Genomic DNA, 13,246 nt, shown 5'->3' on the forward strand with positions numbered 1-13,246 from the left:
CTTGTCGCAGGCACAGGGGACTCGGCCCAGGGTAGGCACCGCCGTGGGCACGAGATCGACTCGTCCACCGCCCGCACTCACCGGCAGCTCAGGCCGAGCGACGCTCCGCGTCGTCCTGCGTTTCAGTGCCTGCGGCCTCGTCATGGGCACCGTCGGCCGCCGTGAGCCGCGCGGGGGTCCGCTCCCCCTCGGGACGCACGTGGCTCGCGCCGAGGGAGTCGAGGTCCTCCTGGTCGTACGGGCGATCACTCGTCTCGAGGACGCGGGAGCGGACCTTGGCCACCTGCTCCTCGATGAGGCCCTTCGTGCGCGCACGCACGCCCTTGGGCGCCGAGGCAACCGGCCACAGGCGCGCGACGGCCGAGTTGAGGGCCGCGCCGATGAGCACCGAGATCGCGAGGAAGTACAACCAGATGAGCACGATGATCGTCGCGGCGAGGGGCCCGTAGATCGAGATGCCGCCCACCGAAGCCGACAGCCAGTTACGCAGGAAGACCGAGATGACGACCCACGCGACGAGCGTGAAGGCGGCTCCGGGCAGGTCGCGCACCCACGGCGTCCGGATCGGCGTGGCGATGTAGTAGAGCGTCGCGAATGCCACGATCGTCAGACCGCCGACCACCGGCCAGTACAACGACAGAAGGAACAGGAAGCCCGGCGGCAGGAGGCGTCCGAGCAGGTCCGGGCCGAGCACGATGAGCGGCAACACGACACCCATGACGAGCAGCGCGCAGAAATAGAGGGCGACCGAGAGCATGCGCGTCCGCACGATGCCGCGCTCCCCACCCTGGCCGTACATGATCGAGACGGTGTCGATGATGACGTTCACCATGCGCGAACCGGACCACAGCGAGATGAGGAACCCGATCGAGACGACATCGGGGCGGCCACCGTCGAGGGCGTCCTGCAGGGTCGGCATGAGGACGTTCTGCAATGCCTCGCCCGACAGCACGCTCGCCATGGACGCCTCGATGGAGCCGGTGATCTCGTCGACCGTTCGGCCGCCGAGCGCCTGACCGACGTAACCCATGACGCCGAGCAGCCCGTAGACGAGGGGCGGGAACGACAACAGGGCGAAGAAGCCGGCCTCCGAGGCGAGACCCGTCACGCGGTAGCGCATGCACTGGCGCACGGTGACGAGCACGAGGCGGATGAGTGCGTAGAGGCCCGGCACACGGCGGGCCCAGGTGCGAGCGAACGTGCGGAATCGGGAGGGCTCCTCCACGACCGGTTGCTCACTCACGCCGCAAAATTAGCGACCCAACGGCCCGAATTCGTGCTGCCACGCCCGAGCGTCCACCCGAAAGTAGTCGAATCGAGGGTTGTCCCCTGCTCGTGGTTAGGTAAAGCCCATGGATATCTGGCCGGGCAAGCCCTACCCCCTCGGTGCCACGTTCGATGGCACCGGCGTCAACTTCGCGATCTTCTCCGAGGTCGCGGAGAAGATGTACCTCTGCCTCATCGACGAAGATCTCAATGAGCAGCGCATCGAACTGACGGAGGTCGACGGCCACGTCTGGCACGCCTACCTGCCCGGCGTTCAGCCCGGTCAGCGTTACGGCTACCGCGTCGAGGGTCCCTACTCCCCCGAGGACGGCCAGCGTTGCAACGTCAACAAGCTGCTGCTCGATCCCTACGCCAAGGCCATCGACGGCCAGATCGACGGCGACGAGTCGCTGTTCAGCTACTACTTCCTCTCACCGGAGAAGCGCAACGACGAGGACTCGCTCGGCCACACGATGTTGAGCGTCGTCATCAACCCGTACTTCGACTGGGGTCACGACCACCCGCCGCAGCACGAGTACCACGAGAGCGTCATCTACGAAGCCCACGTCAAGGGCCTGACGATGACGCACCCGGACGTGCCCGAGGAGATTCGTGGCACGTACGCCGCCATCGGTCACCCCGCGATCGTGGGCCATCTCGTCGACCTCGGTATCACGGCCATCGAGCTCATGCCCGTGCACCAGTTCGTGCAGGACACGACGCTGGTGGAGAAGGGCCTGACGAACTACTGGGGCTACAACACGATCGGCTTCCTCGCGCCGCACAACTCCTACTCGGCCTCGGGGTCGCGCGGCCAGCAGGTCACCGAGTTCAAGGCGATGGTCAAGGCCCTGCACGAGGCCGGCATCGAGGTCATCCTCGACGTCGTCTACAACCACACCGCGGAGGGCAACGAGAACGGCCCGACGCTCGGCTTCCGCGGTCTCGACAACGAGGCGTACTACCGCCTCGTCGACGACAACAAGGCGCACTACTTCGACACCACCGGCACGGGTAACTCGCTGCTCATGCGCAGCCCGCACGTGTTGCAGCTCATCATGGACTCGCTGCGCTACTGGGTGAACGAGATGCACGTCGACGGGTTCCGCTTCGACCTCGCCGCCACCCTTGCGCGTCAGTTCCACGAGGTCGACCGCCTGAGCGCGTTCTTCGACATCATCCAGCAGGACCCGGTGATCAGCCAGGTCAAGCTCATCGCCGAGCCATGGGACGTCGGTGACGGCGGCTACCAGGTTGGCAACTTCCCGCCCCTGTGGACGGAGTGGAACGGCAAGTACCGCGACACCGTGCGCGACTACTGGCGCGGCGAGCCGGGCTCGCTCGGCGAGTTCGCCTCGCGCCTCACCGGTTCGAGCGACCTGTACGCCCACTCGGGCCGCCGCCCGATCGCGTCGATCAACTTCGTCACGGCGCACGACGGCTTCACGATGCGCGACCTCGTCTCGTACAACGAGAAGCACAACGACGCCAACGGCGAGGACAACAACGACGGCGAGAGCCACAACCGCTCGTGGAACTGCGGCGTCGAGGGCGAGACCGACGACGAAGGCGTCCTCGCGCTGCGCGAGCGTCAGATCCGCAACCACCTCACGACGCTCCTCCTGTCACAGGGCGTGCCGATGGTGCTGCACGGTGACGAGCTCGGGCGCACCCAGGACGGCAACAACAACACCTACTGCCAGGACAACGAACTCTCCTGGATCGACTGGGATCTCGACGAGCGCCGCAGCTCACTGCTCGAGTTCACCAAGCAGCTCATCGCGCTGCGCCGTGAGCACCCCTCGTTCCAGCGTCGTCGCTTCTTCGCCGGTGAGGCGCAGCACGGCGGACGCAGCGAGTGGGGCGACATCGTGTGGTTCCGCGCGAGCGGCGAGGAAATGCAGGACGAGGATTGGACCTCCGGTGCCGGCACCCTCATGGTCTACCTCAACGGCGACGCCATCCACACGAACGACGCCAAGGGTCAGCCCGTTGTCGACGACCACTTCCTCATGTTCTTCAACCCCGGACACGAGGAAGCGGAGTTCACCATCCCCGACGTCGTGCGCGAGGCGGACTGGAGCTTCGCCATCACGAGTTCGCAGGACGACGAGCAGGAGAACAGCGAGTGGAGCGAGGGCGAGAAGGTGAAGCTGCCGGCGCGTACCGTCGCCGTACTGCAGGCTCCGCGTGAAGCCGAGTGACCTGCTCGTTGAGCTGAACATGACGAGGGCCGTCACCGTCCACTTCGGACGGTGACGGCCTTCGTCGATTCGGATGACGGGTGTCAGCCTTCAGAGAAGGGTTCAGAGCTGCGCGAGCGCGGCCTTCTGCTCCTCGACGTCGAACGTCGCCTCGGGCCACGTGAGGTCGAACGAGCGCAGGTGCTCGAGGAGCAACTGCTGCACGGCCAGGCGCGCGTACCACTTGTTGTTCGCCGGAACGACGAACCAGGGCGCGATGTCCGTCGACGTGCGCTCGAGCACTGCCTGGTAGGCATCCTGGTACTCCGGCCAGTAGGCGCGTTCCTTGAGGTCGCCCGGGTTGAACTTGTAGAACTTCTCCGGGTTGTCGAGTCGCTCGGCCAGCCGCGCCTTCTGCTCGTCGGCGTCGATGTGGAGCATCACCTTGATGATCGTCGTGTTCTTGGCGACGGTCGACTCCTCGAAGGCGTTGATCTGTCCGTAGCGACGCATCCAGACCGGGCGCGAAACGAGGTCGTGGACACGCACGATGAGCACGTCCTCGTACTGGCTGCGGTCGAAGACGCCGATGTAGCCGGGCTTCGGCAGAGCGTTGCGGATGCGCCAGAGGAACGGGTGAGCCTGCTCCTCCTTCGTCGGTGCCTTGAACGACGTGAGCTCAACGCCCTGCGGGTCGATGCTGCCGATGACGTGGCGCATGATGCCGCCCTTGCCCGAGGTGTCCATGCCCTGAACGACGAGGAGGACGCTCCGACCGTCGGGGTGACGCTCACTGGCGTAGAGACGCTCTTGCAGGTCGGCGAGTTCCTGGCCGGTCTTGCGCATGAGCTTCTCGGCCTTCTTCTGGTCGCCGTCGAACGCGGGGGTGCCGCTCGCGTCGAGGTCGGCCAGGGAGAAGCCGGGCGTCACCTTGAGCACCGAGGTGAAGTCGCTCAGCTGCGCCTTGTGCTTCTTTTTCAACTTCTTCGTCGACTTGTCCTTGCCGACCTTCTTCGCGGCCTTGACGGCTTCGTCCTTCTTGGGCTTCTTCGCGGCTTCGGTGGCGGGCTTCGACGAGGCCTTCTTGGCGCTGCCCTTCTTCTTGGCAGGAGCCTTTTCGGCCTTCGCCTTGGCCTTCGCTGCCTTCTCCGATGCCTGCTCGGCGACCTTCTTCTTGTCGCTCGAGGTCAGCTCGTCGTCACGCTTCTTCGACTTCGTGTCGGCGTCGGCCTTGGCGGACGCGTTGTCCTTGTTCTTGCCCATGCTTGTCATCATCACAGAACGCGACGTGTCTCGCTATGGTTCGGCGCTCAACCGGCGTCATCTTCGTGCGGTGATTCGCCGACTCTCGTTCGCGCGCACAAGGCCTCGGCGTCCGTTGAGGTGGGCAGAGCCCCGGCTCGTCAGGCGAGGTAGTCGCGAACGACCGTCTCCCAGCGCTCCGGGTCGGTGTTCCACTCGCGCACGTGTCGCGCGACCTCCCAACGTTCCCAGCGCACGAGATCCGGGCGCGCCGCAGCGACGGCCGCGCTCGGCCCGTACGGCACGAACTCGTCGTCGACGGAGTGGATGACGAGCATCGGCTTGACGAGTTCGTCGGCGCGCTCGACCCAGTTCGTCAGCTTGATGTCGACGGACTCGCTCACCCCGATGGTGTGCCGGCTCGTGCGGCTTCCGAGGAGGAACCCGGACAGCGTCGCGAGGCTGGGGTGCACGCGATTGGCACGCGCGTGGTGGAGCATGACATCAGCCCAGTCGAGCACCGGACCGTCGAGCACGACCTTGTGCACGAACGGTGCGAATTCGGAGCGTGCGAGGAACTGCATCGTGATGGCGCCACCCATGGACCACCCGAGCAGATCGACGCTCGTGGCGCCGTGCGCGAGGGCGTACTGAACGGCGGTCTCGACGTCCTTCCACTCGGTGAGTCCGAGGCCGTAACGCCCGTCGAGGCTCGGCGGGCCCTCGAAGTCGTTGCGGTAGCTCGTGACAACGCAGGTGATACCGAGGTCGTGCAGCACCGGTACGGCACGCAGGGCTTCGCCGCGACGCGCGCCACGCCCGTGGACGAGAACGGCCCAGCGCTGACCGTCCCCGGCGTGTGTCACCCATCCGGGCGCGGGCCCGTACTCGGTTTCGAGGACGACGTCTTCGGTCTCGATGCCGTAGGCGTCCTGGGGTGACCCGTCGACGTACCAGCCGCTCCACCGGGCGCGCCCGGGTGCGAGGTCGCCGCGGGTGACCGAGTCGACGCGACGGATGATGTCGCCGTGCTCGGTCTCGCCGAGCACCTCGCCGATTCGGGCGTGACCGCGTTCGTTGTCCCAGAAGAGCCCATAGCGGCCCGGGGCGCGGGACTCGACGGTCGGGGCGAAGACCGCGGAGGTGACACGTCCGTCGCGTCCGTGTCTGACGGTGAGCACCGTTGCGTCATCCGGACGTTCGCGCTCCGGCGTGACGAGTTTGCGCGCGAAGAACGCGGCAACGGCCACGGACGCGAGCGAGGTCGTGGCAGCGAGGGAGCCACCGACGATCGCGCCGATGGCCAGGGAACGGCGAGCAGATGGACGTTGCACGTTCCCATCCTTTCACCGGCGCGCGAGAATGGTCGGCATGGATCTGCCTCTCGACCTCCCCGTCGCGCCGATGCTGGCCAAGGCGGCGACGCGCGTGCCCACCGACGCCGGCTACACGTACGAGCCCAAGTGGGACGGATTCCGTTGCATCGTGGCGCGGGACGGCGACGAGGTCGAGTTGCAGTCACGCGGCACGAAGTCGCTCACGCGCTACTTCCCCGAGGTGGTGGAGCACCTGCTCGGGGTTCTGCCGGAGCGGATCGTTCTCGACGCGGAGATCGTCGTGACGAGCGGCGAGCCGGGCGCGCAGCGCCTCAACTGGGACGCACTCGGTCAGCGGATTCACCCTGCGGCCTCGCGCATCGAGAAGCTGTCCACCGAGACGCCCGCGCAGGTGATCGCTTTCGACCTGCTCGCACTGGGCGACGAGGATCTCACTGCCCTGCCCTACACCGAGCGCCGCGCACGGCTCGAGGCGGTGTTCGCCGACTTGCCGGACTCGGATTCGCTGTTCCTCACCCGCACGACCGACGACCCTGTCGAGGCGCAGCGTTGGTTCGAGGAGTTCGAGGGCGCCGGGCTCGACGGCGTCGTGGCGAAGGCCGACGACGGTGCGTACGAGCAGAACAAGCGCACGATGATCAAGGTGAAGCACAAGCGCACTGCGGAGGCGGTGCTCGTGGGCTACCGCGTGCACAAGAGCGGGTCGGGCGTGGGTTCGCTGTTGCTCGGCCTCTACGCGGACGACGGCAAGCTCTACAACGTCGGCGGCATCAGCGCCTTCACCGCCAAGCGTCGTGAGGAACTCGTCGAGGAGTTGGAGCCGCTCGTCGTGCGCGACGAGGAGGGTGACGCGGTGACGGGTGAGACGGACCGTTCACGCTTCAGCGCGTCGAAGGACGTGTCGTTCGTCACGTTGCGTCCGGAGCGCGTCGTCGAGGTGGCGTTCGACCAGTTGGAGGGCCACCGCTTCCGCCACGCCGTGTCGTTCCTGCGCTGGCGCCCGGACCGTGAGCCGGAGTTGTGCACGATGGAGCAGGTCGACCGCGCACCCGCGTATGACCTGGGACGGGTGCTGCGCTCGTCCTGATCGTGATGCCGTCAAACGCTGATGGCGACGTCCTCGTCGACGACGGGCGCCGGCGCCTTCTTGCCGAAGCGCTGCTGCGCGGCCTGCTTGCTGATGCCGAGGCTGGAGCCGATCTGCGACCAGGAGTCGCCCTTGGCGCGACGCTCGGCGACGACCCACTTGATGGTGTCGCTCATGAGGTTGTTGAGCATCGCGAGGCCCTCGAGCTCGTCCTTGGTGAACAGGTGCGTCTGCACCCGGAAGCCCTCCATGATGCGGGCGGCGGCCTCTTCGACGGACTTCTCGGAGATGCCGCGAAGCTCCTGCGGCAACGGCTTGCTGATCTTCGGCATCCGATGATGGTAGGAGCCACGTCACGTAGATGTCAATTTGGCTTGACATGACGATCGGCTGATTCGCGCGGCTGGGCGGTGCCCGACGGGCGCGCAACCGCGTTGGGCAGAGTTCCCTGCGGCTGGGCCGAGGCGGTCACAACCCAACCGCAGGAAACCATGCCCAACGGCCGCGGACCAGCGTCAGGCGTCGGTGGTGGGCGCCTTCTTCGCGCGGCTCGGCTGGACGCGCGGGGGCTCGCCGGGCATCTTCGGGAAGTCGGGCGGGAAGGGCATCTCGGGCAGGCCGCGCTCGACGTCGGCGTCCCACAGCGCAATGGCGGCGGCCACGTCACCGACGTGATCGTTCATCGACGCGCCGCCCGCGGGTGCCCAGGCGTCACCGCGGTCGGCGACGATGCCCGGGACGGTTCGGATGGTGAAGACGCTCGGCTTCACGTCCCGCAGCTCAGACCAAGCCACCGGCATCGACACCGGTGCTCCCGTGAGCGGTCGCGGCGAGTAGGCCGCGGCGATCGTCCGATCGCGGTTGGCCTGGTTGAAGTCGACGAAAACCTTCTCGCCGCGCAGCTCCTTCCACCATTCCGTCGTCACGAGATCGGGTAGGCGCCGCTCCAACTCGCGCGCGATGCCGATGACGCCGTGGCGCACGTCGAGGAACTCGTGCGTCGGCGCGATGCGGGCGTACACGTGAACGCCCCGGTTGCCGGACGTCTTGACGAACGGCGTGAACCCGAGCGACTCCATAAGTTCTTTGAGCGCGAACGCCGCCTCGACGGCATCGGTGAAATCACGGCCCGGCTGGGGGTCGAGGTCGATGCGCAACTCGTCCGGGTTGTCGTTGTTGTCCGCCTTCACCGGCCACGGGTGGAACGTCACCGTGTTCATCTGCGCGCACCATGCGAGCATCGCCGGTTCGTCGAGCACGAGTTGCTCGTGGGCCCGCGCGCTGGGGTAGGTGCACATCACCGAGCGCGCGTACGCCGGCGCACCCTTCGGCGGGTTCTTCGAGAAGAAGGGCTTCTCCCCCAGGCCCTTCGGGTAGCGCTCCAACGCGATGGGCCGGTCACCGCTCCATCGCAGGAACTGCTCCGCGACGGCGAGCAGGTACTCGACGACGTCGAGCTTCGTCACCCCGTCGTCGGGATAGACGAGGCGATCGGGACTCGAGACCTTGACCTTGCGGACCTCGTCGTCCGGTCCGGGAACCTCGAGGACGACGGCTGCAGCGCTCATGTTCGCCACCCTAAGCCGATGATGAGCGACCGCCGCGTCACCGATGCCGCGTTTCCCAGGCAACATCGGGAAGGTCTGGGCAGCGCCCGACGTTGAACTTTGCACCCCACCCGCGAAGGAGCGACATGAGCGACCTGCCCCGCACCATGAACGACACCACCGACGAGCAGTGGCGCGAGAAGCTGACGCCCGAGGAGTACGCCGTCCTGCGCCAGGGAGGCACCGAGCGTCCGTTCGTGGGCGAGTACACCGACACCGAGACGGCGGGCACGTATCGCTGCCGTGCCTGTGGCGCAACGCTGTTCACCAGCAAGGAGAAGTTCCACAGCCACTGCGGATGGCCGTCCTTCTACGCGCCCGAGGACGCCGAGAACGTCACGCTCCTCGAGGACCGCAGCATGGGGATGGTGCGTACCGAAGTGCGGTGCGCGAACTGCGACAGCCACCTCGGCCACGTCTTCCGCGGCGAGGGCTACCCGACGCCGACCGACGAGCGCTTCTGCATCAACTCGATCAGCATGACGCTGGAGCCCGCCGACGAGAACTGAATAGCCGAACCCCGATCGGGCCCTTCCACTCGCACAGTGGAAGGGCCCGATCTGGGTGGGCGGGGAACGGGTCAGCCTTGCGCGCCCAGCTCGTTCTTGCGGATCTTGCCCGTCGCAGTCATGGGCATCGCCTCGATGACGCGGATCTCGGGAACCTTGTAGGCAGCCAGGCGCTCAGCAGCGAACTCGCGCAGCCGGTCGGCGTCGACCGCCTGGGTGACCGTGACGAACGCGACCGGGCGCTCCCCCGTCTCGTCGTCGGGCTTTGCAACGACGGCGCACGCTACGACGGCAGGATGAGCCGCCACCGCCATCTCGACCTCGGCCGGGAACACGCTCATCCCCTTGACCTTGATCATCTCCTTGTCGCGTCCGAGATAGTGCACGAAGCCCTCGTCGTCGATACGTCCGTTGTCGCCGGTGTGGAGCCATCCGTCGACGAGCTGACGTCGGGTGGCTTCCTCGTTGCGCCAGTAGCCACTCGTGACCGACGGGCTGCGGACGATGATCTCGCCCGTCTCGCCCACGGGCACCGGTGTCTGCGTGCCGAATTCGACGACGGCGATGTCGGTTCCCGGCACGGGCAGGCCGCAGAAAACGGGCTCGGCACGCAGGTCCATGTCGTCTGCGTGCAGCCCGTAGGGGCTCGTGTCCATCGTGTGCGTCTCCGTCATGCCGTAGGCGGCCTCACGAAGCACACCGCCGTCCGGGACGGCAGCCGTCCATGAGGCACGCACCTCGGGAGTCATCTTGCGAACGAACGAGACGGCCTGCGGATCGGTGAGCGACGACAGATCGCGCGAGCCGATGTCGTCGCGCGCCATGAGTTCGAGATAGTTCTCGACCGTGCCGACCATGACCTGGACGTGGTGCTCTTCAATGGCATCGAGCACGGCGTCGGCGTTCCACCGCGACAAGAGAACGCTCGTACCGCCGAGGACGACAGGGAGCAGGATGCCGAGATCCTCCCCGGCGATCCAGAAGATCGGCAGGTAGCACAACGCCGTGAAGTCACCGTGGGCATCGAGGCCGTTCGCCTGTGCGGTGCTCGCCGCTGTGTAGACCATGTCCCCCTGCGAGTGACAGCAACCTTTCGGCAGACCCGTCGTGCCACCGGTGTAGTTGAGCGCCGCGAGGGCATTCCACTCCCCTGCGTCTTCATCCACGCGCGGCCCATCGGTCATCCGGGACGAGCCGTCGTCGACCACCACGACCTCGCACTCGTGCTCCACCTGCGCCGCACCGTCACGCGCCGGCTTCTCGGTGACCGACGACGTCACGATGATCCGTGCCTCGCTGTCGCGCAGCTCGTGGGCCACCTCGTGGGCGCTGAACATCGGGTTCACCGGCACGTGCACCGCGCCGAGACGCAAGACCGCGAGGAACGTGACGACGAATTCGTGTCGGTTGCCCAGGTGCACTGCAACTCGGTCACCCTTCGTTACGCCGTGCTCCCGAAGCCACCCGGCGACACGACGATGGGCGTCGTCGAGTTCGCGGTACGTCATCGTCGTCGGGCCGTCGACGAGGGCGACCCGATCCGGTCGCTCCCCCGCCCAGTGCTCAACGTGTGCGGGCAAGGTCACCCGACCGATCGGGTAGTCGACCTCGTCGCTCCACCCCGACCCGCGGTGGCGTGACTGCCGCGCCCTGACGTCGTCAAGGTAGGCCTCCAGTGTCATCGTGTTCTCCCCCATGTTGGGCTCCTTCACCAGGTGTCGATGTACGGCCGTGTCGAGCGCTCGCCCGGGAATCCGCCGATGAGCTGAAGAATGCGCTCACGGGTCTCGGCGGGGTGGATGATCTCGTCGATCTCGTCGAGGCGTGCCGCGTTGAGCGCCTTGCCCTGCTCGTACTGCTGCGCGACGAGTTCCTCGAACCGCTCCTCACGAGCCGCAGGGTCTTCTATGGCGCCCAGTTCCTTGGCGTAGCCGAGCCGCACCGCTCCTTCGAGCCCCATGGCGCCTATCTCCGCCGTCGGCCAGGCGAGCGTGGCCGACGTTCGTCGGAAGCCCCCGCACGCCATCGCCATCGCGCCGAGGCCGTAGCCCTTGCGGGTGATGACGACGATCGTCGGCACCGTGAGGCGCGCACCTGCGACGAACATCCGGCTCACGTGCCGTACCGTTCCCTCGCGCTCGGCGTCGGGGCCAACCATGAATCCCGGTGTGTCGCAGAGGGAGACAAGCGGGATGCCGTAGCCCTCGCACAACTGCATGAAGCGCGCGAACTTGTCGCCGGCCGCCGCGTCGATGGCCCCGCCGAGCACACCGCAGTCGTTGGCCATGACGCCACAGGTGCGTCCGCCGATCTGGACGAGCGCGATGACAGCATTCGGCGCGAACTCGGGCCGCAATTCGAGGACGAAGCCGTCGTCGGCGAGCGTCTCGATGGCCGTGCGGATGTCGTAGACAAGCTTGCGGCGCTGGGGCACGAGCGTCGTCAGCACGTGTTGGTCGGGCGCCTCGCCCGTGCCAGGGAGTCCGGAGAGCAACCAGAGGTAGTCGCGCGCCGCTTCGACGGCCTGCGCGTCGTCGTCGACGACAAGGTCGACGACCCCGTTCGGTGCCTGGACGCTCATCGGCCCGACCTCGTCTGCCGCCACGCGGCCCAGTCCGCCACCCTCGATCATCGCGGGGCCCGCCATACCGATCGAGCTGTCGGCCGTCGCGATGATGATGTCGCACGTGCCCGCCATGGCCGCGTTGCCGGCAAAGCAGCGGCCGGTGACGACGGCGACCGTCGGGACGAGGCCGTTGAGCGCACCGAGCGCCGCGAAGGTGCCGAGGTCGAGCCCCGTGGCACTGACGAGCATCGCATCGACGTCACCAGGACGCCCGCCGCCGCCCTCGGCGAAGAGCACGACCGGCAGTCGGCGCTCGCGCGCGACCTCGAGTGCGCGGTCGGTCTTCTTGTGGTTGAAGTAGCCCTGCGTTCCGGCGAGAACGGTGTAGTCGTACCCGAGCACGACGCAGGTCAGCTCACCGCCGTCGACCGGTACCCGCGCCACACCCGTCACCATGCCGTCGGCGGGCGTCGACGCCTTGAGGTCGTCGAGGTCGCGGCGTGAGCGTTGGGCGGCGATGGTCGCCGAGCCGTACTCGTGGAACGTTCCGGCGCCCACGAAATCTCGAATGTTCTCGCGCACCGAGCGGTGGCCGGTGGCGGCGCGCTTGGCCATGGCCCCGAGGCGAGCCCCATCGGCGATCCGGGCGCGGTGCTCGTCGAGTTCAGCGGCGAGCGGGTTCTCCTCGGGCCCACCGTCCCCTTCCACGTGTGTCACGTCACACACGCTAAAGGCTGAGCCATCCCCTGCACGTCGATCGCGAACAGCCGATTTTGTAGACGTTCGGCGTCACATACGACGCGCAACGTCTACAGAATCAGACATCGTCGTCAGGCGTAGGCGGCGCACAGGGACGCCGCTCCGGCGCGCCCCTCGTCGATCGCCTTCTCGTACGGCTCGCGCAGCATGAGCGCCATGGTTCCCGCGTACGTCACCATGAGGGCAGACGCCAACGCTTCGGCTCGTTCGCCCGCGATGGGGGTGGCCGTCTCGAGCAGCCTGTCACGCAACAGCGCCGTCTCGAGGTCGAGGATCTCCCGCAGTTCCGGCGCCGGGTCGGGGAACGCCGCAGCAGTACCGGTGAAAGCGCACCAGCGCTCCGTCATCCGCTCGGATTGGTAGGTGCGCAACGCGTTCCACAGCGCGAGCACGCGCCCTGCGTCGTCCGGGGCTGCGGCGATCTCGTCGTCCCAGACCTGCTTCCACACCTCGTACCGACGATGCAGAGCCGCCGCGATGAGGCCTTCCTTGTTCCCGAAGTGCGAGTAGAGGCTGGGCGGCGACGCCCCCGCGGCCTTGAGGATCGTGTCGACGGGCGTGGCGAAGGCACCCTCGACGAACAGCAGCGCGTCGGCAGCGTCGAGCAGGCGCTCGCGAACGGGTTTGCGGGGTTCCACGGCGCCAGAATATAACGTGCGTTATCGTTGGTCTAGAACGAGCGTTCATCAC

General features: G+C 67.1%; 11 protein-coding genes. 3 read left to right on the forward strand and 8 right to left on the reverse strand.

The features are described from left to right. Positions 1-88 precede the first annotated feature (88 nt). Positions 89-1,243, reverse strand: a complete 1,155-nt coding sequence (locus IM689_RS08475; RefSeq protein ID WP_118913221.1) for a YihY/virulence factor BrkB family protein — start codon at positions 1,241-1,243, stop codon at positions 89-91. Between the two features lie 109 nt (positions 1,244-1,352). On the opposite strand from IM689_RS08475, the gene glgX reads away from it, so the two are divergent. Next, positions 1,353-3,470 (forward strand): glycogen debranching protein GlgX, encoded by a 2,118-nt coding sequence (gene glgX / locus IM689_RS08480; RefSeq protein WP_193643650.1) that lies wholly within the window; start codon positions 1,353-1,355, stop codon positions 3,468-3,470. Positions 3,471-3,572: 102 nt separating this feature from the next. Here the strand turns inward: glgX and IM689_RS08485 are convergent, their stop codons facing one another. Both IM689_RS08485 and IM689_RS08490 read right to left on the reverse strand, forming a co-directional pair. Next, complete coding sequence (locus tag IM689_RS08485) at positions 3,573-4,712, reverse strand: PPK2 family polyphosphate kinase (protein WP_193643651.1); 1,140 nt, start codon at positions 4,710-4,712, stop codon at positions 3,573-3,575. A gap of 140 nt (positions 4,713-4,852) precedes the next feature. Continuing rightward, a complete protein-coding gene (locus tag IM689_RS08490) occupies positions 4,853-6,025 on the reverse strand; it encodes an alpha/beta hydrolase (protein WP_193643652.1) in 1,173 nt (390 codons plus the stop codon). Between the two features lie 37 nt (positions 6,026-6,062). On the opposite strand from IM689_RS08490, the gene IM689_RS08495 reads away from it, so the two are divergent. Beyond that, complete coding sequence (locus IM689_RS08495) at positions 6,063-7,115, forward strand: ATP-dependent DNA ligase (RefSeq protein ID WP_193643653.1); 1,053 nt, start codon at positions 6,063-6,065, stop codon at positions 7,113-7,115. Between the two features lie 11 nt (positions 7,116-7,126). Here the strand turns inward: IM689_RS08495 and IM689_RS08500 are convergent, their stop codons facing one another. Further along, the gene (locus tag IM689_RS08500) at positions 7,127-7,447 is read right to left on the reverse strand and encodes a hypothetical protein (RefSeq protein WP_129663720.1); all 321 of its coding nucleotides are present in this window, start codon (positions 7,445-7,447) and stop codon (positions 7,127-7,129) included. A gap of 183 nt (positions 7,448-7,630) precedes the next feature. Continuing rightward, positions 7,631-8,683 carry a non-homologous end-joining DNA ligase gene (ligD, locus tag IM689_RS08505; RefSeq protein WP_193643654.1) on the reverse strand — a complete coding sequence of 351 codons (1,053 nt, stop codon included), beginning with the start codon at positions 8,681-8,683 and terminating at the stop codon, positions 7,631-7,633. A gap of 125 nt (positions 8,684-8,808) precedes the next feature. Between ligD and msrB the strand changes: the two genes are divergently transcribed. Further along, positions 8,809-9,231 (forward strand): peptide-methionine (R)-S-oxide reductase MsrB, encoded by a 423-nt coding sequence (gene msrB / locus IM689_RS08510; protein ID WP_047311545.1) that lies wholly within the window; start codon positions 8,809-8,811, stop codon positions 9,229-9,231. A 71-nt stretch (positions 9,232-9,302) separates the two neighbouring features. Here msrB and IM689_RS08515 read toward each other — a convergent pair whose 3' ends face one another. The 3 genes from IM689_RS08515 to IM689_RS08525 form a co-directional block, all read right to left on the reverse strand. Then, the gene (locus tag IM689_RS08515) at positions 9,303-10,928 is read right to left on the reverse strand and encodes an AMP-binding protein (protein WP_227484661.1); all 1,626 of its coding nucleotides are present in this window, start codon (positions 10,926-10,928) and stop codon (positions 9,303-9,305) included. An 11-nt stretch (positions 10,929-10,939) separates the two neighbouring features. Further along, complete coding sequence (locus tag IM689_RS08520; protein WP_319803842.1) at positions 10,940-12,514, reverse strand: acyl-CoA carboxylase subunit beta; 1,575 nt, start codon at positions 12,512-12,514, stop codon at positions 10,940-10,942. Positions 12,515-12,627: 113 nt separating this feature from the next. Continuing rightward, the gene (locus IM689_RS08525) at positions 12,628-13,194 is read right to left on the reverse strand and encodes a TetR/AcrR family transcriptional regulator (protein ID WP_129663726.1); all 567 of its coding nucleotides are present in this window, start codon (positions 13,192-13,194) and stop codon (positions 12,628-12,630) included. Between the last annotated feature and the right edge of the window lie 52 nt (positions 13,195-13,246).

The sequence above is a fragment of the Dermacoccus barathri genome (genome assembly GCF_015070805.1).
Classification (GTDB): domain Bacteria; phylum Actinomycetota; class Actinomycetes; order Actinomycetales; family Dermatophilaceae; genus Dermacoccus; species Dermacoccus abyssi.

Bases quoted from the DNA above. Each gene is read 5' to 3' on its own strand.
- glgX (WP_193643650.1), top strand. From the start codon at position 1,353: ATGGATATCTGGCCGGGCAAGCCCTACCCCCTCGGTGCCACGTTCGAT.
- IM689_RS08485 (WP_193643651.1), bottom strand. From the start codon at position 4,712: ATGGGCAAGAACAAGGACAACGCGTCCGCCAAGGCCGACGCCGACACG.
- IM689_RS08495 (WP_193643653.1), top strand. From the start codon at position 6,063: ATGGATCTGCCTCTCGACCTCCCCGTCGCGCCGATGCTGGCCAAGGCG.
- IM689_RS08500 (WP_129663720.1), bottom strand. From the start codon at position 7,447: ATGCCGAAGATCAGCAAGCCGTTGCCGCAGGAGCTTCGCGGCATCTCC.
- ligD (WP_193643654.1), bottom strand. From the start codon at position 8,683: ATGAGCGCTGCAGCCGTCGTCCTCGAGGTTCCCGGACCGGACGACGAG.
- msrB (WP_047311545.1), top strand. From the start codon at position 8,809: ATGAGCGACCTGCCCCGCACCATGAACGACACCACCGACGAGCAGTGG.
- IM689_RS08515 (WP_227484661.1), bottom strand. From the start codon at position 10,928: ATGGGGGAGAACACGATGACACTGGAGGCCTACCTTGACGACGTCAGG.